The sequence below is a fragment of the Bacillus aerius genome (assembly GCF_029894105.1).
Lineage (GTDB): Bacteria > Bacillota > Bacilli > Bacillales > Bacillaceae > Bacillus > Bacillus altitudinis.
This window is the reverse complement of sequence record NZ_JARYHO010000001.1, coordinates 3,487,231-3,510,127: the sequence shown is the minus strand read 5'-3', so window position 1 is coordinate 3,510,127 and position 22,897 is coordinate 3,487,231. Positions and strand designations below refer to the sequence as shown.

Genomic DNA, 22,897 nt, shown 5'->3' with positions numbered 1-22,897 from the left:
TCACAAAAACAACACAACGTTCTAATCGGTGAGCTTACTTTAAAGTGTACAGCACGTTCTATTATAGGTAAAATACATATATCGAATAGTTAGTATTCCTTTTGTCTATAGAAAGGGTGAACCATGTGGACATCAGACATTTAACATATTTCTTAGAAGTGGCACGGTTAAAGAGTTTTACGAAAGCATCGCAATCGCTCTATGTGTCGCAGCCGACCATTTCCAAGATGGTCAAAAACCTAGAGGATGAGCTAGGTGTGCAGTTGTTTTACCGTAATGGCAGACAGGTTGAAATGACAGATGCTGGACAAACCATGTATACACAGGCGAGTGAAATCACACAATCCTTTCAGAATTTAACGAGTGAATTAAATGATTTAATGAATGTGAAAAAAGGACATATCCGAATAGGACTGCCGCCCATGATTGGATCAAGCTTTTTCCCAAATGTGATGGGGGAATTTCGCCAGCAGTATCCAGATGTCACCTTTCAATTGGTGGAGCACGGCTCCATTAAAGTAGAGGAAGGGGTAGAGGATGGGTCATTAGATATTGGTGTCATTGTTCTGCCTGCAAATGATAAAATTTTTCATACATACACCATTATTAAAGAGAATATGAAGCTTGTCACCCATCCATCACATCCGATGGCAGGACGTGATGAGGTTCATTTGGCTGATTTAAAGGAAGAGTCTTTTATTTTCTTTCGAGAAGATTTCGTTCTGCACAGCCGAATCTTAAATGAATGTATGAATGCGGGATTCAGACCGAACGTTATTTATGAAACGTCACAATGGGATTTCATCAGTGAAATGGTTGCTGAGAACCTTGGAATCGGGCTTCTGCCTGAACGGATTTGCCGTGATCTAGATCCTGATAAAGTGAGGATCATTTCCTTAAATCCGTCTATTCCGTGGCATTTGGGTGTCATTTGGCGAAAGGACCGCTACTTGTCCTTTGCTGCAAGAGAATGGTTAAAGCATACAAAATCCTATGTGTGGGATGCAGAGTAAAAGGGAGGACGATACAGATGAAATTAAGCTGCGTGTCTCATCTTTTGGAAAAGATTCGAGCGGAAAATCCGCTTGTCCATAATATCACCAACCAAGTTGTGACGAACTTTACAGCGAATGGACTGCTTGCTTTAGGTGCTTCTCCAGTCATGGCAAATGCCAAAGAAGAAGTGGCAGAAATGGCGCAATTAGCGGATGCACTTGTGCTGAATATCGGCACACTAACAAAGGATACAGTGGAGGCAATGGTCATTGCTGGACAAGCGGCCAATGAAAAAGGTCTACCGGTTCTATTGGATCCTGTTGGTGTTGGTGCGACAACGTTTCGGACGAGTGCGGCGAAACAGCTGTTACAGCAAGTGGACATCACTGTTGTCAGAGGGAATGCTGCTGAAATAGCTCATTTAATTGGAGTGAATGGCTGGCAGTCAAAAGGGGTTGATGCAAAAGGGGCAAATGGAGATGTATCGTCTTTAGCAAAGCAGGCGGCAAAAGCCCTTCAAACCGTTGTGGCGATTACGGGAAAAGTGGATGTCGTGTCAGATGGAGAAGAGGTTCTATCTATTCATAATGGACACGAATGGTTAACCAAGGTGACAGGGACTGGCTGTTTACTCACCTCTGTCATAGGGGCATTTTGTGCAACAGGGGAACGGCCAATTCATGCGTCGGCATCAGCTCTGCTGTTTTATGGTGTCGCTGCAGAAAAGGCAGCTCAGCAGACAGAAGAGAAAGGGCCAGGCACCTTTCAAATGGAATTGTTAAACGCGCTATCCAATACAAATGGTCAAGATGTGATCACGTTAGGGAAAATAGGGGGAGTTTTGCATGACGAAGGTTGATCAGCAGCTAATCAAACAGCAATTATCGGTTTATTTTATTATGGGAACAGCGAATACAAGCCGGCATCCGCTTGATGTGGTGAAAGAGGCCATTCAAGGCGGGATCACGATGTTTCAGTTTCGTGAAAAGGGTGAAGGTGCTCTGCAAGGTGAAGAAAAGAAAAAAATCGCTCAGCAGATTCAAGCACTTTGCCAAGAAGCGAATATCCCCTTTATCGTAAATGATGATGTACAGCTTGCAATAGATCTTGATGCAGATGGTGTCCATGTTGGGCAGGAAGATACACTTGCACAAGATGTACGGCAAAGAATCGGGAATAAAATATTAGGCGTGTCCACGCACAATCTAGATGAAGTGATTCAAGCGATGAAGGACGGGGCAGACTACGTTGGGATGGGTCCAGTCTATCCTACAGAAACAAAAAAGGATACACGCAGTGTCCAAGGTGTTTCTTTAATCAACGAAGTACGTCAACACGGTCTTCACATTCCTATTGTGGGCATCGGCGGTATCACGTATGAAAATGCGGCACCAGTCATCCAAGCGGGAGCCGATGGCATTAGCATCATCAGCGCCATTAGCCAAAGCGCTGATCCGAAAAAAGCTGCGGAAGAACTAACATCTCTTGTCGAGTCAGAGAAAGCAGCTCTTTTATCTGTAAAAGACATGGATTAACTCATCTATGTCTTTTTTCTTATCTGCGTGAAAAATAGACAGTAGAGATACAATTGTGTACAATCTAATTGTTCGATTGTTTTCGAAATGACAGGTAAATAAAGGAGAATGAATGATGGAAGTGCTCGATACGTATTTTCGTCGATATGATGAAGCGGGAAAAGGGCAAGAGCAAATGAACGAATTGCTGGAATTGTTTTCCGATGATGTCATGATTGTCTTAAATGGTGCTGAAAAGCCTGGCATCCAAGCATTCACACAGTTTTTGAACACATTTTTCCACGTGCATGAAGACATTAAGCATATGTGGGATGGCTGGGTGAAACGTGAAGATGGAAAGTATGAAACAAACTGGGCTGTTTGCGGAAAGTTAACAGACGGTCGTGTATATACAGCAGAAGGCATTGATATTGCGGAGCTGGATGATCAAGGAAAGATCGTTTATTTAGAAAACGTCCCGAAAAACCCAGAGTTATTCCAGCGATATTAAAAAGCCGGCAGAGCAGCCGGCTTTTTTTATTTGCCTAACGAATAAGCGTCAATCGCTTCTTTAGCAGATGTTTCTTGATCAAAAAGAAGATATCGGCTGTACACTTCGCTTAAATGCAGGGGACCTTCGTCTAAGTTTTCAACTAGCTCAAAGATATCTAGTACGGCTACTAGTTTTGTGGTTGTTTGTCCATGATCTCCATTTTCAAATGTCTCATCTGGAAAATGGTCTTTGACGATTTGTTTCACTTTTCGATTGTTTTTTGCTCTCACTAAAATGATTCGTTCCTCAAAGATTTTATCCGGTCTCACCTTTGGTGAGGAGCTAGATTCAAATAATAATTTTGCTGAGTACAATTTATGCATATGTTTCACTTCTTCCTTGTGGGGTGACTTTCCCAGTATGTGTTTAAAATGATAACATAGGAATAACAAGAGAATTGAAGTCTATGGGGGTAATAGGGTTGAAAAGAATCATTGATAACAGGGGAGAGGTTCATGAAATTCTGCTGATCATCATCACATGCTGTTCGTTGATCACGTTGAGGAAATGTGACAAGTTAGAAAGATATAAAGAGAGATTAAAAGGCCAATTTATCCCATATTGAGTGCAGTTTTGAAATAGCAAGAACACTGAAAAAGCCGGCAGAGCAGCCGGCTTTTTCTCATCAATCTGTATCCATATGCATACCTGTGTGTGCTTTTACTTGAATTTCTGTAAAGGTGTCTTCATCTGCTTTTTCAGAGGAGAAAATGGTGCCTAAGTAAGCCGCAAGGAATCCAAGCGGGATCGAGATAATCCCAGGGTTCGATAGTGGGATAAACGGCTCTCCTGTGAAAATGGCTGCCCCTGATGGGTCCCAGACGCTTGGGCTGAGTGACACGATCAGGAGTGCGCTCAGAAGACCTGTTAAGCTTCCTGCGATAGCCCCTGTTGAGTTAAATCGTTTCCAAAAGACAGTGAAGATAATCAACGGTAAATTCGCACTTGCTGCCACTGCGAAGGCAAGAGATACAAGAAAAGCAACGTTTAGGGATTGGGCAAATAATGCAAGAATGATGGAAAGGATGGCCACGCCGATAGAAGCAAAGCGTGCCGCCTTCACCTGTTCCCGTTCACTCGCTTTCCCTTTGCGGATAATCTGGCTATAAAAGTCATGAGCAAAGGCAGACGCGGCCGATAAAACAAGACCGGTCACCACTGCCAAAATGGTCGCAAAGGCAATAGCGGAAACAAAGGCAAATAATAAATCTCCCCCTAGGGCCTGTGCAAGCAGTGGTGCTGCCATGTTTCCTGCTGCATCGGCTGCCGTAATTGCATCTGTTCCGACAAAAGCAGCGGCACCGAAGCCGAGGAAAACCGTCATTAAATAAAAAATCCCGATGATCCACGTAGCGGATAGAACAGATTTACGCGCAGAAATGGCATCCTTTACCGTATAAAAACGGATCAAAATATGCGGCAAACCTGCTGTTCCAAGTACAAGTGCAAGGTTCAGAGACAGGGTCTCTAAAGGCACATCATATTTATTTCCCGGGTGAAGAAAAGCTTCACCAAGCGGGGTCGCTGTTTTCATCTGCTCAAACATCTTCAGCAGACTAAAATCAAACTTGGCAAACACAAGCAGCGAAATAATCAGCGTGCCCAGCATGAGAAGCACAGCTTTCGTGATCTGTACCCAGCTTGTTGCGATCATGCCGCCAAACACGACATAAATGGTCATCAAGACACCTACGATCAGCACCGCAATCCAGTAATCAATGCCAAGAAGCAGTTTGATTAATGCACCTGCCCCAACAAGCTGCGCAATCATATAAAAAGTGGAAACCGTGATGGTGTTAAAAGCAGCCACGCCTCGAATAGCAGGGCGTTTGAATCGTGCAGCAATCATATCAGCCATCGTATATTTTCCTAGATTTCGAAGCGGTTCAGCCACGACATAAAGGACGACAAGATACGCTACAAGAAAACCAATACTATAGAAAAAGCCGTCAAATCCATTTAAGGCGATCATGCCGGCGATCCCTAAAAATGAAGCAGCAGACATATAGTCCCCGGCAATGGCAAGGCCGTTCTGAAACCCAGTCAGACCGCCGCCTGCGGTGTAAAAATCACTCGCATTGCTTGTTTTTTTCGCAGCAAAATACGTGATGACCAATGTGAGCCCTACGATCGCTATGAATAAAATAAAAGCGGTCATGCTCATTCGTCATCACCTCTTGATTCAACTTTTAAAGCGCTTACATATTTGTCGAACTGAGCTGCTTTTTTTGCATAAAGTCCACATAAAACCCATGTCATCACAAATTGCGTGAGGGCAAATAACCAAGCCCACGTGATCGCTCCAATTGCTGGCGTGTTCAAAAAGGTGAAGTAGGATGTAGCAACCGGAAGTGAAAAGTAAAAGAGAAAAAAGAAAATCGTCATCGGTACGATAAATCTGCGTTTTTCCTCAAGAAGTTTTCGAAAATCCTTTGAAGCGGCAACCTTCTTATAATGAACGTTTTTGTCTGCCATTGTTTCCTCCTTTGTACGAATTAGGGACAAGGTACTCCAATGCATATGAGCCGATCTGGTTGTTTATGACAGTATATCATAAAAAAGGCACCCGAAAAGGGTGATTAGCCTGATCAATTGTGGATATAAATATTGGGAAAATGAAAATAAACGAAATCAAATATAAGATCAAAGAAAAAAACTCTGTGATATCCATTGTCACATAGTCTGTAGATTCGATTTAGCAAATGAAACATTTGAGGTCATAATGCGTTGGCATATTAACATCAAGAATTACATTACATAAACATGTAGAGAAGCAGGCTGATGGAACCTGCTTCTTTTTTAATATTTTTTCCCGAGACGTGTCGTATGTGTAACTGTTTTAACATGCTTTTTACGCTTTGAATCTTTGTAGACAGATAGGACAAATTTGTTGTTCCAGTAACCATTTTTCGGGCTGTAGTATGTTTTGAATGTGTAATGAAAGACTTTTTGACCTGTTGATCCTGAAGCTGTAGTTACTGTTGTAGCGAGTATGGCTATTGCTTTTAGTGTCAAGACTGCGCCAGCAACAGCACCGGTCCCTGTCGGTAATGCCAAAATTGTTGTTGTCACAAGAACGACAATAGCAAGAGTAACGTTGAATTTGTTTTTATAGGTTTTTACAAGTCTCCACTGATAATCTTTGTTTGATTTTGTGTTAAATTCGCCGTCTTCACTTAATAATTCTGATCCAGCTTCTTTAAATTCTTTAATGTCTACTAGTTCATTGTTAATACGGAGTTCTTCTTTTGCCCGGTCATAAGAGACGCTATCTATTTGTTCACCATTATCAATCGTTATTGTTTGAGTGCTGCCTTTCACTACAGAATTGAAAGTATGTAGTTTGCCTTCAATTTCAGTTTGATAAGATTCTTTAATTTCTTGAGGTTCTAGGGTTACTGCGGCTACGGTTTGTAATGGAACTGTTAAAAATAGCGTCAGGCCTAAAAGTCCGATTATGAACTTTTTCATTTTGGATATTTTCCCCTTGTTTTTTGTGCAATAATAAACATATGGATAAAAAATGCTTTTCTTTTAAAAAAATTTAATTGAGGAGTGATTGATGTGTTTTGGAATTGGGTAGTAGGCATGATCGGGATAATCATAGGGGCTTGTATCTTTGCAACGGAGTTCGAAGATGCTACTTTCTTCACTCGCTTTATTTTCAAGCTTATTGCGATTTTACTTCTTGTGTTTTCAGTGGCTTTTATTAAGTGGCGGCGTAAAAAAATACAACAGCATAATAATTCATAGTGCTCCCTCCTTTTTTGACATGTTTTCATCCTATCATTGATTGATTCGCATTTGGGAATTCGTTGGAAAATTTCTTTTTGTGTTGCGGTGACCGCAATTTAGGTTCTTTTATTTGGGAGGCGAATTTATGATGACGGTAATATCAGTATTGATGATGTTAAATGGTGCTTGTTATTTTGCTGTTTATATGAAAAAACGTAAGAATAATAAAGAAAAAGAGATGGGGTATAAAGTTATTTTTGCTGTTGTTTTCTTTTTACTAAGTGTCCCATTCATCAATATGGTCATCACTGGATAATAAAGAACAGGCTGAAGAGCCTGTTTTTTTGTTATTTAAAATACATGGCGCCTATTTCAAAAACACCAATGCGATTGCGTATAAAAACCGATATGTCTTGTGCCCTACTTGCTTAAAAAGTGCTTGCGCTATGCCGAAAATTTTTCATATAAATGGGTAAATAGGGTTTTATTAGGAGTTATTGTGCTAACATTTATTAAAAATTGGTTTTCTAGGGGGGATTGTAGATGGCGTCTATACCGTCTCCAGTTGTAGCGATCAAGATAAATGAATGGTATAAGCAAATAAAAAGATTCAATGTTAAAGAGGCTCAGAAGCTAAGAGAAGAGGTTAGAAAAAAATCGATGTCATGGAAGAAGATGAACAGGCGGTTCTTTATTTTCAGTTGATGGAGTTCCGTCATCAATTGATGACAGACTATGTGCAGCCTTCTAAAGAACCACTTGAAAAATCGGATTACTTGAAAGCTGTAGAAGGACAAGGCAAGAAGATGTCAGCCATTCTTGAATACTATTTTAATTTTTTTCAAGGAATGTATGAATTTAAAAAAGGTGAGTTTATTAGAGCTATTGTGTTCTATAAGCGCGCGGAAAAGCGCCTGGAGCAAGTAGGGGATGAGTTAGAAAGAGCTGAATTTTATTACAAATTATCAGAAGTGTTTTATCACATGAAACAGACACACGTATCTATGTATTACGTTGGTCTTTCTTATGATACTTATAAGGCACATAAGAGCAATTCCCTTTATATGATTCGAGAAATTAATTGTCTAACAGTTATGGCAGGTAATTTCATTGATTTTGAATGCAGAGAAAAGGCGCTTCCTCATTTATTGTCAGCTTTAGAAAAATCTAAGGCAATGTCTAATAAGCCAATGATTGTGAAGTCATTATTTAATATTGGGTGTTGTTTTAAAGGAGTAGGTGATTTTAATAGGGCACTAGCTTATTTTAATCAGGTTATTCTAGAAGGAGAGCCTATTAATGCTACAGAGTTGCTTTTGGTTTATTATGAATTATCGTTATTTCATTTGAGTCAAAAGGAATTTATTGAGGGTGAAAGATTTTTCAAAAGAGGCTGGGAAGAAGCGAAGAATAGAAAAAATGATCTATTTTTATCGTTACTGATGGTATTGGAAATTTTATTTTTAAAAACAGCAAACTTAAGTGAAGTCATGAGCTCATTGGAAAAATTAGAGAATGAGAGGGGTTATCCATACATGGAAGACCTAGCGCTCGAAGCGGCTCGGTACTATAATGAGAATGGGCGTATGGATGAATCTGTAAAAATGTATGAAAAAGTGATGTACGCCCGAAAACAAATCCAAAGGGGCGACTGTTCATATGAATTTTAAAACGGTTCTTACTGGTTTTTTGAGTGCTTCAACATTGCTAGGTGTGATCTCATTATCATCTGTCGATTTTGATGTGAATTCAAGAAATGCTACTTCTCCAGAATCCACTGATCTGACTGTAAGAAATGCTACAGGCAGTAGCGTTACTACTGAGGATTTTCCTCTTATAACTTTATCTCAACAAGATAACGATTTTACTGTGAGGAATGGAACTCGTTCTAGTGAAAATCCTGATGTTCGTTTTGGAACCCGTGATTCTAGATTATCTACTTGATGAATCAAACAGACCTTTAGGGCTGTCAGGCTGTCGAGAAAATCTCGACAGCTTTATTGTCCCCATTAAAACTTACATCTCCCCATTTTATAATAGAGAAAAGCATATACAATAACGGATCGGAAAGGTTATTGGTTCTACAAATCAGATCCGAAAGCATGAGCTCCGTTTCCTTTTCTTGAAAGCTGCACAAGATCTCAAAAGCACCAAAAGGCCATTTCAAAACATGTGAGGGAGGCCTTTTCATTCATTCTCACCTAACATCATGACGTGGAAAATAAAAAAGAATGTAGCAAAACATGAGTTTCTCTACATTCTGGGCACCCGAAAAGGGTGCTTTCTACCGATAATGCGCAAGAAATGTTTGTCTTGCTTTTTCATATGCTTCTGCATCAAAATGATCTCCGCATTTGTGAATACACCAGGGCTCCACTTGCCTTGCAATCCCAACCTCATATCCCTGCTGTGTAAACTCAAAAGATTGTGACACATCATAAAAATGAAAGCCGTCTAAAAGATCCTCACGCCACTTGATATCATATTGTGTTGCCATAAAAAGACCGTCAATAGCAGAAGCTTTGATATAACCTTGGGGCTCTGTCTGTGGATGACCAGTTTCAAACGTCAGCAGCTGATACGTGTCATGCCGATATTCAATGACTTTCCCTCTGCAATCATGGCTCTCCCACCAGATTCCATTGTCTGGCACACTTTCTGCACCTATTACCCCAAGCATGCCAAGTGACGGATTCTGCAAGAAAAGTGGAATCAGCTCGAGAAGCATATGCTGTTTGACGATGAGTGTATCTTGATGAAGATAAATTTTAAACTGTGCAGGATGAGTGAGAGCTTCATTGTATGCAGAGGCCATACTTGATGCATGTCTAATGGGCAAAACCTCTACATGATACCCGTGCGGAGCAGGAAGTGAAGCGAGCTGCCGGAAGCAAGCTTGAAACATCGACTCATCATTTACACATAAAACAAATAAGATGGTGGGGCTACTCATTGAGTTGAACCGCCTCAACCACGTATTGATAGGCTGTCGCTGCCTCGTTAAAATCAAAACGGATGCCATGTTTTACGAGTAATTCATGTAGATCATTCATGACGCCCGTATAGGAAGGGTGTTGTACACGAATGGTTTCAAGCTCACGGACATGAAACCCGGCTGACTGAAAGAGGGCATGAATTTCGTGAAGGGTAAAGAAGCGTAAATGTGTTTGATCCATTAACCCTGCATCTGTATAAGTAAATCTCCCGGCTAGTAATTCTAAAACCGTTGAAATATGACCAATATTCGGAATGGAAGACAAGATGGCCCCTTCCCTTTTTAGAAAAGGTTTGACCTTTCTTAAAACGGCCCAAGGGTCCAATAAATGTTCAAGGACGTCTCCGAAAATGATGCAGTCAAATTGTTCATGCTGATAAGGCAGCGCCATCTGTTCAATATTGCCGCATAAAACATGATCCAGCGCTTTCTCAGCCTGCTTTGCCGCATCTTCAAAAGATTCAATTCCATATATGGTACGGTCTTGTTGTTTTAGGACTTTGCCAAGCTGGCCTGTGCCGCATCCGATATCCAAGATAGACGTCCATTCCTTGCGAATACGATGGACAATCACAGGGTTCACACCGTGATAATATTGATCCTTCTTTTGATGATAATAAGATAGGGAATCTGAACTCACGCGCCACCCACCTTTCTTCTTTCTTGTGTCTTATGCTTAATATATGGGTGGGGAGCTTGGTTTTATAACGAAAATGGGCAATTTTCATGAATGACAGCTAAAAAGGGGTCATATAAAGAACAGGGAACGGACTGTCCTCCTAAAAATAGAAAGACAGAACCCCATTGAGTGGAAGGGATTGGTATGATGAGGTGTTCAATTATTGTAGCGTATCGTCATGAAAGGATGTTTAAAAGGTCAATTGACAGGTTAGAACTTTAGCCAAAGCAATCTGAAAGACAAAGGATAACGGCGTTGATTACGGTTTGTTTATCATCTTCTGATCACCGTTGGATGTTAAAAAAGCTTGTATTTCCTCGATGCCTAGTCCAATTTTTTTCGCTTCTTGAATCAAATAAACCCACTCTTCGTCAACTCTTCTTTTCACTTGCGTATCCATAATATCCTCCAGTTCAATAAGACATATTCATCTGCAACCAATGACTTGAACAAACCGTCTAGTAACTGTACGTGTATGTGAATGGAGTACAAAAATAGATTTTTGTCGAAAAATGATGACATTCAACCTATTTTGTAAAATCTATCACCTACCACGTCCCTAAAAAAATGACTAAAAAACCCATAAATATTGAATTCTTACTTCTCATAATAAACAATTGTAAAGTCAGTTAAAAGATTATAAATTAAAATAATGATAAAGACCTAAATCATTTGACTCATATAAACCAATAAGGTTCACATATGCCATCAGCGTGAACAAATTTCATCTTTACAGGACGCACATATTGTTCGTTTGGGAAGTTCTTCTTAAGATGGTATTCTAAAAGAAACAGAATTCACCAAGAAGGAATGAAGAAAGACATGTATAGCCTTTTTCAAAAGTATCAAGAAGTTGTCATGTATCTGATCATGGGTGTGTGTACAACCATTGTCAACATAGTCAGCTTCTATTTATTCGTTGAGATGTTTTCTATGGATTACAAAACAGCAACGGTTGTTTCATGGGTATTTGCTGTGCTCTTTGCTTATATCACCAATAAGAAGTATGTCTTCAAGCAAAAGGCTCGTGACACAAAAAGCCTGATGCGTGAGCTTTCTTCATTTTTTAGTGTCCGTCTCATGTCTCTAGGTGTAGATCTGGGGCTGATGATTTTATTTGTGAGCCAAATGGCGCTCAACGAAACCGTCGCAAAAATTCTTGTTAACTTTGTGATTGTCGTGGTCAATTATGTCGCCAGTAAATGGTTCGTCTTCAAGAAAACAAAAGAAGATGCGATTTAACACATGAAAAAGATAGGTGATGTGAAATGAGCAGCAGGCCAGACGAATTATATGATGCCATATATCAACAAACAGAAAAGCAGCATGAACAAGTGTTGAGGCTAGTCAAGGAAATGACCGCACATCCAGAAGCATTTTCTGAACAAGAAAAGGAAAAGATCAACCGGATGGACATTGCGCTTCAAACAGCAACGGACATTTTAGAAAATTTAATGACCCCTGATACGCAAATGACCATTGTTTTAAGACAAGGGAGAATTCGTGTTGACCTAACGAAAGCGTAAAAGAAGCAGCCAATTGAAAAGCGGCTGCTTTTTATTATGCATCGCTTGTTTCCCGGAGTTGCTTTGGAGACATGCCGATTTTCTTTCGAAAGACTTTATTCAAGTAATTCGCATTTCGGTAGCCGCACTGTGTGGCGATTTCTTCAATCGAGTATTTCGTTGTTTTCAGTAACGTTTCCGCCTTTTCTAAACGAATATTGGTTAAATAATGAATCGGTGTGAAGCCAGTTGCCTTTTTGAATTCCCTCGTAAAATGACTTTTGGATAAACGTGCCGCAGCTGCCATATCGTCAGGCCCAATCTCCTCGTGAAAATGGTGGCTTGCAAATAAGGCCGCTTGGACGATGGGCTCAGGCCATTTCTCCATTTGTCCCTCAAGCTTTGGCAAATATGAATACAGTTCCATGACAAATTGATAAGCAAGGCTAGACCCCTCAAATGGATTGGTAATCCGTCTTTCACTGGCTTCATCATAAATCTTCTTTAGCAGGCGGATCGGTTTGGAATTCGGATGAAAACGCATGACCTGCTTTCCTTGATCGATAAATTGATCAAAGCAAAGGTCACAGGCTTCCCCATAAAGTGTTAAATAGAGAAATTCCCAATGTTCACTGTCTTCTGGAAAATAGTATTGATAAGCACTGGGGCTTTTCACCAGAAAGGCCTGTCCAGGCAATACTTTGAATCGTTTCTGTCCGATTTCAATCATGCCGTGTCCAGACAGTGTGAGCTGAAAGATGCACTTGCCCTGATCCTTCCGCTCTACGCCATTCCAGCTGTATAACGAAGATGATTGAACTTCCCAGCCAACAGACCAGATTTGGGCCGGTAATGTCACATCAGAATGGTGAAAACGAAATGCAAATGCTTCTTTCTTCAAATTGGAAACCCTCCTTCACAGCAAAAAACAACCTTTTTCTATTTTGAATCATGGTACACCTCATATCACATCGTACCATTCACAGCAAAAAAAGGGTATTTTTTAACGATTTTTTTACCATTGAACTTCAGCTGACGGGGCAACTAAAATAAGATTATCAGAAGAGAAAAGGGGAATGGATATGATCGACACATTACGAGCAGCATTTCACCAGCAATTTGGAGATCAGGAAGAACTCCGCTATTTTTTCGCCCCAGGCAGAGTCAATCTGATTGGTGAACACACAGATTATAATGGGGGCCATGTCTTTCCATGTGCACTCACCCTTGGTACATATGCTGCGGGAGCAAGACGATCAGATGGACGCGTCAGAATGTATTCCTTGAATTTTGAAGAAGAAGGTGTTAAAGAGTTCGACCTTTTTGAAATCGCTTTCTCAGAATCGGACGGCTGGGCGAACTATCCGAAGGGAGTATTCCAACAGTTTATCGAAGCAGGCATGGATGTGAAAGAAGGCTTTGATATTGTGTATGCCGGCAATATCCCAAATGGCGCAGGCCTGTCATCCTCTGCCTCTATTGAGCTCGTCACGGCTGTCTTGATCAATGAATGGTCGTCATTCGATGTAACGCAAATCGACCTAGCCCTTCTTGCGCAGCGTGCTGAAAATGAGTTTATTGGCGTGAACTGCGGCATTATGGATCAATTTTCAATTAGTCTTGGAAAAGAAGGTCACGCTATTTTGCTCAATTGTGACACGCTTTCCTTTGAATACAGCCCATTTCGGCAAGAGGGTCTGGCACTTGTCATTGCCAATACAAATAAAAAACGAACACTTGCAGATTCCAAATACAATGAACGCCGTTCAGAATGTCAATCTGCTTTAAACGATCTTAGAAAAGAACGAGATATTGCGCATTTATGTGAGCTCACGGTCGATGAATTCGCTAAGCATGAACATTTGATACAAGATGAAACGTGTAGAAGACGTGCAAGACATGCCATTACGGAAAACGAAAGGACCATGAAAGCAGTAAATTTTCTGAAAGATGATAAAATGGAAGAACTAGGTGCACTCATGAAGGCATCTCACCTTTCTTTAAAGAATGATTATGAAGTCACTGGGCTTGAGCTAGATGCACTGGCCGAAGCCGCATGGCAACATCCAGGGGCGATTGGTTCTCGTATGACAGGTGCTGGCTTTGGGGGCTGTACCGTCAGCATTGTGAAAGAAGAGCTGCTGGACTCATTTATAGAAGAAACAGGTGCGATTTATCAAGAAAAAACAGGCATTCAAGCCTCTTTTTACACAGCTGGAATTGGAGGCGGCGCTAGAGAATTAACGAAGGAGGACATTTGATGGCAATTTTAGTATGTGGAGGAGCAGGTTTTATTGGCAGTCATGCGGTAGCGGCTCTTTTGGCTAAAGGAGAACAAGTGGTGATTGTAGATAATTTGCAGACAGGTCATAAAGAGGCAGTCGTAAAGGGTGCCGTATTAGAAGAGGGAGATTTAAGGGATCACGCTTTTTTAAGACGTGTTTTTCAAACACATGACATTGAAGCGGTCATGCACTTTGCGGCAGATTCACTTGTTGGAGAAAGTGTAACAGACCCGCTGAAGTACTATGACAACAACGTCGGAGGGGCAACGGCTTTACTTCAGGTGATGAATGAATTTGATGTGAAACGCATTGTATTCTCTTCAACTGCTGCGACATATGGTGAACCAAAGCGTGTACCGATCGTTGAAACGGATGAGACGAACCCAACGAATCCTTATGGGGAAACAAAGCTCGCGATTGAAAAAATGCTGAAGTGGTCTGAGCAGGCATATGGTATCGAATACGTTGTGCTTCGCTATTTTAATGTAGCCGGTGCTCATACAGAAGGGATTGTCGGTGAAGATCATCAGCCGGAAACGCATTTAATCCCGATTATTCTGCAAGTGGCCTTAGGAAAACGTGATCAAATCATGATTTACGGTGAGGATTATGAAACAGAGGATGGCACATGCATTAGAGACTACATTCATGTCATGGATTTAGTAGAGGCGCACATTCTAGCGGTTGAGCGTCTGCGTGAAGGAAAAGGAAGCGCGACGTACAACTTAGGGAACGGCACAGGCTTCTCTGTGAAGCAGGTCGTAGAAGCCGCAAGAGAAGTGACGGGCCATGCCATTCCAGCACAGGTGGCAGAAAGACGTGCGGGTGATCCAGCTAAGCTGATTGCTTCATCAGAAAAAGCGCTGAAAGAACTAGGATGGAAGCCGCAATATGCAGATCTCCACACCATCATTCAAAGTGCATGGGATTGGTTTCAGAAACATCCAGATGGCTATCAAAGTGAGTAACGTGTAGCAGGCAAGGGAGGAGACAAAGGGAATGGCGATTGATATTTTTGAAAAGCTAGAACAGCTGATTCAATATGGGGTTAATAAAGAGCTGATCTCACCACTAGATATGGATTATACAAGGAACCGGCTGCTAGAGGTGCTTGGTCTCGATGATGCTGAGCCAAGAACAGTCTCAGGAGACAGCGACCTTGAAGACATCTTAATGCCAATGCTCGATTGGGCAGTTGAAACAGGTCTTATTCCTGACGGGACAGATACGTATCGTGATTTATTAGATGCCAAAATCATGGGCTGCTTGGTGGCGCCTCCGAGTGTCATCTATGCAAAGTTTGAAGAGAAACGCAAGCATTGCGGACCAAAGGCAGCGACAAGCTGGTTTTATGAAATGCAGCAGCATGCCCACTATATTCATACAGGCAGAATCGCCAAAAATGTGCAGTGGTTTACACCGACAGAAGATGGTGAGCTTGAGATCACGATTAATCTATCGAAACCGGAAAAGGACCCAAAAGCGATCGCTGAAGCCAAAAAGCTTAGTCAAAAGCAATATCCTCTTTGTCTCCTTTGTAAAGAAAACGTTGGGTTTGGGGGACGCATCAATCATCCAGCAAGACAGAATCACCGGATTATTCCGGTGACACTTACAAATGAGTCGTGGTTTATGCAATTCTCGCCGTATGTGTATTACAACGAACATTGTATTGTGTTCAAGGGCGAGCATGAACCAATGCAGATATCTAAAAAGACCTTCGAGCGTCTGCTTTCCTTCATATCTATATATCCGCACTATTTCATAGGATCAAATGCTGATCTTCCCATTGTTGGAGGCAGCATATTAATTCATGACCACTTTCAAGGTGGTGCTCATGAATTTCCGATGGCGAAAGCAAAGATGGAAGAAGTGTTTTCTCTCGAAAAGTTTCCGAGGGTAAAGGCGGGCATTGTGAAATGGCCGATGTCAGTGATCAGGCTTCAAAGTAGCGACCAGCAGACGCTTGCGGAGGCAGCGGATTTTATATTACATGAGTGGAAAATGTATTCAGATCCAGAAGCGGGGCTGTTCTCTCATACAGGAGAGACCCCGCACAATACCATTACACCAATTGCACGCCGTCAAGGGGATGAGTACGAATTAGATCTCGTGCTACGAAATAACCGTACAGACAAGCAGCACCCAGGCGGAATCTTCCACCCGCACAAAGAAGTTCATCATATTAAAAAAGAGAATATCGGATTAATTGAGGTTATGGGTCTCGCCGTCCTTCCTGGAAGATTAGCAGAGGAATTAAGCCTGCTAAAAGCGGCGTTGCTATCCAAACACCCTCTTGAAGAAATCAAAGCCTGCCCGTCTATCATGAAGCACGAGTCATGGGCAGAGCGTCTGATCGAAGAGAATACCTTTACGAAGGACAACGTAGAAGCCATTTTACAAAAAGAAATCGGCCTCATTTTTTCTCGTATACTCGCGCAGGCGGGTGTGTTTAAAAGAACAGAGCAAGGGAAAACAGCATTTAAACGTTTCATTCAAACACTCCATACAGGCAGGTGATGAGTTGATGATTGAACAGGTAAGAACTTTAATGGAAGAAAAGCAACTTGACGGTGTTCTGATTCAAAAGCGGAATAACTTTTCTTGGCTTACAGGAGGAAGAAGAAACCACATTGTGTTAAATACGCCAGAGGGCGTTTGTCAGCTACTTGTGTTGAAAGACGATATTGTCCTAGTTGTGAATCAAATGGAAGAAAAACGAATCATTGAAGAAGAAATGGCGTATTTTGACCATCCCTTTCAGGTCGTCACAATGGATTGGTTTGAGGATGAGACTCCTTACATTCAAACACTCATAAAAGACAAACGAATTGGTGCGGACATTCAAATGGAAGGAGTGGAATGGATCGAACCCGATTTGTCTCGTGTTCGATCGATCCTTTCAGCGCCACAGCTCAGCCAATACGAAACCCTTTGTCATGACACAGCGGTTATTGTAGAAAGTGTCTGTCAAGAAATCGTTCCAGGACAGACGGAGCATGAAATTGCTTCGCTTGTTGCTCAAAGAGCGATCGGGCAGGGAATGACGATAGAAGTGCTGCTTGTGGCGACAGATGACCGGATTCATCAATATCGCCACCCGATCCCAACAGAAAAAGCACTTCAAAAGCATGCACTGGTTGTCCTTTGTGCTGAACGGCATGGACTCGTGGCAAATGTCACAAGATCCGTTTACTTTGGACAGCTACCAAAGGAGCTTGAAGAAAACAAGGAAAGGCTTGCGCGAATTGACACGGTCATGAATGCGGCTACTCGTCCAGGGAACACCATTGGAGATGTATTGAAGGCCGGCATTGCTCAATATGAAAAAGAAGGATTTCCTGATAGCTGGAAAAAGCTTCACCAAGGAGGCAAGACTGGATTTGTGTCTAGAGAGATCATTGCAGTTCCTACATCGGTGGAAGAGATCCAGCTTCATCAAGTATTCACTTGGAATCCTTCCTTACCAGGATTGAAATCAGAAGATACGATGGTCGTCGAGAAAGAAGGAAATCGCTTTTTAACCTATACAGGCAAGTGGACGTATATAGACATAGAACATGAAGGAAGCATCTATAGACGACCAGACATTTTGGTGAGAGACGAATAATGAGAAGCCGGCGATGAGCCGGTTTTTTGCTGGAAGTCTTTAGTGAGTTTCCACTCATTTATCACCATTACCAATCATTACAGCGCATAGGTGGAGGATCGATACTTTCTTTTCTTGTCGACTTGCGTTAAAATGAGTAAGGTTTTTGTTAAATATGGGGATACCTATTTCAGAATTGTTTACCTAGATAAAATTTCATAAAGTTAAATTGAAATTTGACCAAACTTTTTTATTGTGGTAAACCTAAATTTGACAAAGTTCTTGATTGTATGTCCTTTGCCTTCAACTCTCAACTTTTCAAAATCCTAGAAATTTATTGTGTGTGCAATAATATAAATTTATGGCGAATTTATGACATTTCAATAGAAATCTGTTGAAAAATAAATGAACTTTTGAAAAAAGGGGAGCTAACTCCAACAGATTTTGATAGCATTACAAAGGGAAGAAAAGTTTTCGAAGGCAGATGGCTTTTCACAATTATTCAGCAATTTATACATTATTTAAGGAAGGATGGTGATCTTCTTGTTCAGAGCCATTAAACCTATGCTTTTATTAGCGATGCTCGTGAGTGTTTTTGTATTAGGAGGTTGCAGCAATATCGCTGTTTTAGATCCTAAAGGACCAGTCGCAGCACAACAAAAAGACTTAATCCTATTATCTATTGGATTCATGCTCTTTATCGTTGGTGCGGTATTTGTACTGTTTACCATCATTTTGGTTAAATACCGTGAGCGTAAGGACGTTGGAAACGCCTCTTATAACCCAGAACTACACGGGAATACGCTTCTAGAAGTTGTCTGGACAGTGATCCCAATATTAATCGTTGCTGCCCTTTCAGTTCCAACTGTAAAAACCATTTACTCTTTGGAAGAGGCGCCTCAAGCAACAAGTCATAAAGATCCACTTGTCGTTTATGCTACAGCAGTTGATTGGAAATGGATCTTCAGCTATCCAGAGGAAAATATTGAAACAGTGAACTACTTAAACATTCCAAAAGATCAGCCGGTTTTATTCAAAATCACTTCCGCTGATACAATGGCATCACTATGGATTCCTCAGCTAGGCGGGGAGAAGTATGCGATGGCTGGAATGGAAATGGAACAATATCTTCAAGCTGATGAAGTAGGCACATATGAAGGAAGAAACGCCAACTTCACAGGCGAAGGCTTTGCTCAGCAAAAATTCAAAGTCAATGCGATGACGCAGTCTGACTATGATAAATGGGTAAATAAAACGAAAAAAGAAGCACCGAAGTTAACGAAGAAAACGTATGACTACTTGATGCTTCCTGATGCTGCAGATGTGCAGACATTCTCATCAACACATTTATCTTTTGCGAAGCACGGAGAGGATTCTGAATATGCACTCCAAGCACGCAAACGTTTAGGTTACCAATCAGTTTCTCCGCATTCCAAGACAGATCCTTTCGAGAATGTGAAGAACTATAAAAGAAAACTAGAAAACGAATAAACTGACTAAGGAAAGGAGGAGGCCGTTATGCATTTAAAATGGGATGAGTTTTTTGTAACTGGAGACCCATTAATTCTTGGTGCGCAAATTTCTATCGCTCTTACTTCCATTGCTATTGTGTTTGTTTTAACCTACTTCAAAAAGTGGAAATGGCTCTGGAAAGAATGGCTGACATCAGTTGATCATAAAAAGCTTGGAATCATGTATATCCTTGCTGCTGTGATTATGTTCTTCCGCGGTGGGGTAGACGGACTGATGATGCGCGCGCAGCTGGCGCTTCCTAATAATACGTTTTTAGATTCAAACCACTATAATGAAATTTTCACAACGCATGGTACGATCATGATTTTATTCATGGCGATGCCATTCTTAATTGGTTTAATCAACGTCGTGGTTCCTCTTCAAATTGGTGCACGTGACGTTGCATTCCCGTATTTGAACAACTTGAGCTTCTGGACATTTATGGTCGGCGCAATGCTGTTCAACATTTCCTTCGTTATTGGAGGATCACCAAGTGCAGGCTGGACGAGTTACATGCCGCTCGCCGGAAATGATTTCTCACCAGGACCTGGACAGAACTACTACTTGCTCGGGCTCCAAATTGCAGGTATTGGTACACTAATGACAGGTATTAACTTCATGGTGACCATCTTAAAAATGCGTACAAAAGGTATGACGCTTATGCGTATGCCGATGTTTACATGGACAACATTGATCACGTCTGTCATTATCGTTTTCGCATTCCCTGTTTTAACAGTTGCTTTAGCACTTATGACATTCGATCGTTTATTCGGTTCAGCATTCTTTACACTCGAAGCGGGCGGTATGCCAATGCTTTGGGCGAACCTTTTCTGGATTTGGGGACATCCTGAGGTATATATCGTTATCCTGCCAGCTTTCGGTATTTTCTCAGAAATCTTTGCGACGTTCTCAAGAAAGCAGTTGTTTGGTTACAAAGCGATGGTTGTATCGATTGTGGCAATCTCTGTTCTTAGTTTCCTTGTGTGGGTTCACCACTTCTTTACAATGGGGAACAGTGCAGCGGTTAACTCATTCTTCTCGATCACAACAATGGCGATTTCTGTACCAACAGGTGTGAAAATCTTTAACTGGCTCTTTACAATGTATCGAGGCCGTATCAGTTTTACATCCCCAATGCTTTGGGCACTTGGTTTCATCCCGAACTTCGTAATCGGTGGTGTGACTGGGGTTATGCTTGCGATGGCAGCTGCGGATTACCAGTACCATAATACGTACTTCCTTGTATCCCACTTCCACTATGTATTAATCGCAGGTACTGTCTTTGCATGTTTTGCTGGTCTTGTTTTCTGGTATCCAAAAATGTTTGGTTACAAGTTAAACGAAAGAATCGGCAAATGGTTCTTCTGGGTATTCATGATCGGATTTAACATCTGTTTCTTCCCGCAGTACTTCTTAGGACTGCAAGGAATGCCAAGACGTATTTATACGTATGGACCAGAAGATGGCTGGACTGCACTAAACTTTATTTCAACAATTGGTGCATTCATGATGGGTATCGGATTCATCATCCTTTGCTATAACATTTACTACAGCTGGAGACACGCGAAACGTGAAGTGTCTGGAGACAGCTGGGGAGAAGGACGTACACTTGACTGGGCGACATCTTCTGCAATTCCGCCGCATTATAACTTTGCAGCACTTCCAGAAGTGACGACACCAGATGCATTCCATCATTGGAAGCAAAACAATGTAGACGTTCATCCTGAAAAAGAATTCAAGAAAATTCACATGCCGCACAATTCAGGCAGACCGCTGATCATGTCTGCATTCTTCGGACTTGGTGCATTCGGTCTTGTATTTGAATGGTACTGGATTGGCATTATCGGCTTAATCGGTGTATTCGCAACAATGATTTTACGTTCATTTGAATATGACGATGGCTACTATATTCCTGTTGAAGAAGTGATTGAAACAGAGAAAAAGAATAAGGAGGCGCAGAAGTAATGGGACATAATGATAGCAGCTATGCAAATGCACCGCTTGAATATCAGTCTGAAACAGGACGTTTAAACATCCTTGGTTTCTGGATATTCCTTGGCGCGGAAATCGTGTTATTCTCAACACTTTTTGCGACCTACTTTGTTCTTCATGGCAGAACAGCTGGCGGCGTTTTGCCAGCTGAGCTATTTGATATGAAGCTTGTATTGATCATGACATTCCTGCTATTGGTGAGTTCATTTACATGTGGGATTGCCGTTCATGAAATGCGCCGTGGAAGTACAAAAGGGGTTGTCATTTGGACGATTCTGACACTGCTTCTAGGTGCAGGTTTCGTTGGTTTTGAGATTTTCGAATTCTTCCATTATGTACATGAGGGTGCGAGCATCCATACAAGTGCATACTGGTCTGCATTCTTTGTTCTTTTAGGAACTCACGGATTACACGTATCCATCGGTATCTTCTGGATTACAGGTGTCTTGTTCCAAATTAAAAAACGTGGATTAACACCACAAACAGCAGCGAAGATCTTTATCTCAAGTCTATACTGGCATTTCCTTGATGTTGTATGGATTTTCATCTTCACAGCTGTGTACTTGATCGGATTAGGGGGGCTTTTGTGATATGGCTGGAAAAACACATTCCTCAGCAGAGCACGAACACTTCCCTTGGAAACACGTAGTTGGCTTCATCCTATCCATTGTGCTGACCATCTTAGCATTCTGGATTGCTATCGGAGCTGAAATTGGCAGTTCCGCAAAACTATGGATTATCTTTGGTTTTGCCTTCATTCAAGCATTCTTGCAGCTGTTCATGTTCATGCATATGACAGAGAGTGAGAACGGGACTGTTCAAGTCGGAAATACTTTGTTTGGTCTGTTCTGTGCGATCATTTTCGTCATCGGGTCTGTATGGATCTTCGCGGCTCACTACAGCCACGGAGAGAACAGCAAAGACGGTTATTCACCATCTGCGCCAAAGCAGTCTGAGCATTCAGAGAAATAATAAAAAACCACTCATCTTTCATAGGTGAGTGGTTTTTATGCTGATTGTGATAACGCTTCCAATTGATGATGCAATATCTACCTGCTGCTGAATCTTTTGCGAATGAATGGAAGTCCATAGATGAGGAATGCTGCAATGTGAGCCAGAATCACGTTAATGGCAAAGAATGCGATCATGAAGGTATGTCCTGCTGGAGATAAACTGCTTGTCATGTAAAGACCGAAGAAAATCCACATAATCATGATGGGTGGAATAGATGCTAATGCAATCTTTCTGTTTTCCAACCATAAAAACAGGGGTGTAGCTGTTGCAATACATAGGTACGCAAAGAACATATCCATCGTATCCAACTCCTTTGTAAGTTGATGTTCAATTCAAATGAGAGGTCAGGATGCAATTGTGTCTATTTTTAGGAGATATTGTGAACATTTTGTTACAAATATTATACCACAATTGACTTTGAAGTAAACTCAATAATTGGAAAATGGGCCTTATTCCGCAGAAATTGTTTTTTTCTTATACCTCAGTTAAGCTTATGCTGGCAAGATGTTAACCTTTCATATCGCCACA

The 22,897-nt window shown here is 41.4% G+C and carries 25 protein-coding genes and 1 pseudogene; 17 read left to right on the top strand and 9 right to left on the bottom strand.

Going from position 1 to position 22,897, the window contains the following annotated elements:
* The first annotated feature begins 125 nt into the window (after nt 1–125).
* The 4 genes from cidR to M2353_RS18220 all read left to right on the top strand — a co-directional run bounded on the left by cidR (nt 126) and on the right by M2353_RS18220 (nt 3,021).
* Complete coding sequence (cidR, locus tag M2353_RS18235; RefSeq protein ID WP_008345526.1) at nt 126–1,013, top strand: cidABC operon transcriptional activator CidR; 888 nt, start codon at nt 126–128, stop codon at nt 1,011–1,013.
* Nucleotides 1,014–1,030: 17 nt separating this feature from the next.
* Nucleotides 1,031–1,855 (top strand): hydroxyethylthiazole kinase, encoded by an 825-nt coding sequence (thiM, locus tag M2353_RS18230; RefSeq protein WP_284725853.1) that lies wholly within the window; start codon nt 1,031–1,033, stop codon nt 1,853–1,855.
* A complete protein-coding gene (gene thiE, locus M2353_RS18225; protein WP_284725852.1) occupies nt 1,842–2,531 on the top strand; it encodes a thiamine phosphate synthase in 690 nt (229 codons plus the stop codon). Before thiM ends, thiE begins: the two co-directional genes overlap by 14 nt.
* A gap of 115 nt (nt 2,532–2,646) precedes the next feature.
* On the top strand, nt 2,647–3,021 hold the full coding sequence (locus M2353_RS18220; protein WP_173408397.1) for a nuclear transport factor 2 family protein: 375 nt from the start codon (nt 2,647–2,649) through the stop codon (nt 3,019–3,021).
* 26 nt (nt 3,022–3,047) lie between these two features.
* Here M2353_RS18220 and M2353_RS18215 read toward each other — a convergent pair whose 3' ends face one another.
* From M2353_RS18215 to M2353_RS18200, 4 genes are all read right to left on the bottom strand, one after another.
* Entirely contained in the window at nt 3,048–3,386 is a 339-nt protein-coding gene (locus M2353_RS18215; RefSeq protein WP_284725851.1) for a DUF4288 domain-containing protein, read from the bottom strand.
* 302 nt (nt 3,387–3,688) lie between these two features.
* Nucleotides 3,689–5,227 (bottom strand): solute symporter family protein, encoded by a 1,539-nt coding sequence (locus tag M2353_RS18210; RefSeq protein ID WP_284725850.1) that lies wholly within the window; start codon nt 5,225–5,227, stop codon nt 3,689–3,691.
* Nucleotides 5,224–5,538, bottom strand: a complete 315-nt coding sequence (locus M2353_RS18205) for a DUF485 domain-containing protein (protein WP_024719499.1) — start codon at nt 5,536–5,538, stop codon at nt 5,224–5,226. The genes M2353_RS18210 and M2353_RS18205 overlap by 4 nt, the downstream gene beginning before the upstream one ends.
* A 324-nt stretch (nt 5,539–5,862) precedes the next feature.
* On the bottom strand, nt 5,863–6,534 hold the full coding sequence (locus tag M2353_RS18200) for a hypothetical protein (RefSeq protein ID WP_041091529.1): 672 nt from the start codon (nt 6,532–6,534) through the stop codon (nt 5,863–5,865).
* 412 nt (nt 6,535–6,946) lie between these two features.
* On the opposite strand from M2353_RS18200, the gene M2353_RS18195 reads away from it, so the two are divergent.
* The 3 genes and pseudogenes from M2353_RS18195 to M2353_RS18185 all read left to right on the top strand — a co-directional run bounded on the left by M2353_RS18195 (nt 6,947) and on the right by M2353_RS18185 (nt 8,742).
* Entirely contained in the window at nt 6,947–7,114 is a 168-nt protein-coding gene (locus M2353_RS18195) for a hypothetical protein (protein WP_155403686.1), read from the top strand.
* A 227-nt stretch (nt 7,115–7,341) separates the two neighbouring features.
* Nucleotides 7,342–8,468 (top strand): annotated as a pseudogene (locus M2353_RS18190) (response regulator aspartate phosphatase).
* Nucleotides 8,458–8,742 (top strand): hypothetical protein, encoded by a 285-nt coding sequence (locus tag M2353_RS18185; protein WP_041091528.1) that lies wholly within the window; start codon nt 8,458–8,460, stop codon nt 8,740–8,742. The pseudogene M2353_RS18190 and the gene M2353_RS18185 overlap by 11 nt, the downstream one beginning before the upstream one ends.
* 340 nt (nt 8,743–9,082) lie before the next feature.
* Here M2353_RS18185 and M2353_RS18180 read toward each other — a convergent pair whose 3' ends face one another.
* The 3 genes from M2353_RS18180 to M2353_RS18170 form a co-directional block, all read right to left on the bottom strand.
* On the bottom strand, nt 9,083–9,751 hold the full coding sequence (locus M2353_RS18180; protein ID WP_284725848.1) for a glycosyltransferase family protein: 669 nt from the start codon (nt 9,749–9,751) through the stop codon (nt 9,083–9,085).
* Nucleotides 9,744–10,433 carry a class I SAM-dependent methyltransferase gene (locus M2353_RS18175; RefSeq protein WP_268381977.1) on the bottom strand — a complete coding sequence of 230 codons (690 nt, stop codon included), beginning with the start codon at nt 10,431–10,433 and terminating at the stop codon, nt 9,744–9,746. The genes M2353_RS18180 and M2353_RS18175 overlap by 8 nt, the downstream gene beginning before the upstream one ends.
* 298 nt (nt 10,434–10,731) lie before the next feature.
* The gene (locus M2353_RS18170; protein WP_008345506.1) at nt 10,732–10,872 is read right to left on the bottom strand and encodes an anti-repressor SinI family protein; all 141 of its coding nucleotides are present in this window, start codon (nt 10,870–10,872) and stop codon (nt 10,732–10,734) included.
* 458 nt (nt 10,873–11,330) lie between these two features.
* Here M2353_RS18170 and M2353_RS18165 point away from each other — a divergent pair, with 458 nt between their 5' ends.
* Nucleotides 11,331–11,714, top strand: a complete 384-nt coding sequence (locus M2353_RS18165; RefSeq protein WP_024719496.1) for a GtrA family protein — start codon at nt 11,331–11,333, stop codon at nt 11,712–11,714.
* A 26-nt stretch (nt 11,715–11,740) separates the two neighbouring features.
* Nucleotides 11,741–11,998 carry a hypothetical protein gene (locus M2353_RS18160; RefSeq protein ID WP_008345502.1) on the top strand — a complete coding sequence of 86 codons (258 nt, stop codon included), beginning with the start codon at nt 11,741–11,743 and terminating at the stop codon, nt 11,996–11,998.
* A gap of 34 nt (nt 11,999–12,032) precedes the next feature.
* Here the strand turns inward: M2353_RS18160 and M2353_RS18155 are convergent, their stop codons facing one another.
* A complete protein-coding gene (locus M2353_RS18155) occupies nt 12,033–12,878 on the bottom strand; it encodes an AraC family transcriptional regulator (RefSeq protein ID WP_008345501.1) in 846 nt (281 codons plus the stop codon).
* A 181-nt stretch (nt 12,879–13,059) separates the two neighbouring features.
* Between M2353_RS18155 and M2353_RS18150 the strand changes: the two genes are divergently transcribed.
* The 8 genes from M2353_RS18150 (at nt 13,060) to qoxD (ending at nt 22,327) form a co-directional block, all read left to right on the top strand.
* The gene (locus M2353_RS18150; RefSeq protein ID WP_425332879.1) at nt 13,060–14,238 is read left to right on the top strand and encodes a galactokinase; all 1,179 of its coding nucleotides are present in this window, start codon (nt 13,060–13,062) and stop codon (nt 14,236–14,238) included.
* Complete coding sequence (gene galE, locus M2353_RS18145) at nt 14,238–15,230, top strand: UDP-glucose 4-epimerase GalE (protein WP_017368288.1); 993 nt, start codon at nt 14,238–14,240, stop codon at nt 15,228–15,230. The genes M2353_RS18150 and galE overlap by 1 nt, the downstream gene beginning before the upstream one ends.
* Nucleotides 15,231–15,261: 31 nt before the next feature.
* Nucleotides 15,262–16,782 carry a UDP-glucose--hexose-1-phosphate uridylyltransferase gene (gene galT / locus M2353_RS18140; protein ID WP_284725846.1) on the top strand — a complete coding sequence of 507 codons (1,521 nt, stop codon included), beginning with the start codon at nt 15,262–15,264 and terminating at the stop codon, nt 16,780–16,782.
* A gap of 7 nt (nt 16,783–16,789) precedes the next feature.
* Nucleotides 16,790–17,872, top strand: coding sequence for a M24 family metallopeptidase (locus M2353_RS18135; RefSeq protein WP_035389879.1), 1,083 nt, complete (start codon nt 16,790–16,792; stop codon nt 17,870–17,872).
* A gap of 513 nt (nt 17,873–18,385) precedes the next feature.
* Nucleotides 18,386–19,342, top strand: a complete 957-nt coding sequence (gene qoxA, locus M2353_RS18130; RefSeq protein ID WP_089374137.1) for a cytochrome aa3 quinol oxidase subunit II — start codon at nt 18,386–18,388, stop codon at nt 19,340–19,342.
* 27 nt (nt 19,343–19,369) lie between these two features.
* A complete protein-coding gene (gene qoxB, locus M2353_RS18125) occupies nt 19,370–21,328 on the top strand; it encodes a cytochrome aa3 quinol oxidase subunit I (RefSeq protein WP_284725845.1) in 1,959 nt (652 codons plus the stop codon).
* On the top strand, nt 21,328–21,945 hold the full coding sequence (gene qoxC, locus M2353_RS18120) for a cytochrome aa3 quinol oxidase subunit III (RefSeq protein WP_007497820.1): 618 nt from the start codon (nt 21,328–21,330) through the stop codon (nt 21,943–21,945). The genes qoxB and qoxC overlap by 1 nt, the downstream gene beginning before the upstream one ends.
* 1 nt (nt 21,946) lies before the next feature.
* Complete coding sequence (gene qoxD / locus M2353_RS18115) at nt 21,947–22,327, top strand: cytochrome aa3 quinol oxidase subunit IV (RefSeq protein ID WP_007497818.1); 381 nt, start codon at nt 21,947–21,949, stop codon at nt 22,325–22,327.
* A gap of 77 nt (nt 22,328–22,404) precedes the next feature.
* Here the strand turns inward: qoxD and M2353_RS18110 are convergent, their stop codons facing one another.
* The gene (locus tag M2353_RS18110; RefSeq protein WP_008345491.1) at nt 22,405–22,668 is read right to left on the bottom strand and encodes a spore morphogenesis/germination protein YwcE; all 264 of its coding nucleotides are present in this window, start codon (nt 22,666–22,668) and stop codon (nt 22,405–22,407) included.
* Between the last annotated feature and the right edge of the window lie 229 nt (nt 22,669–22,897).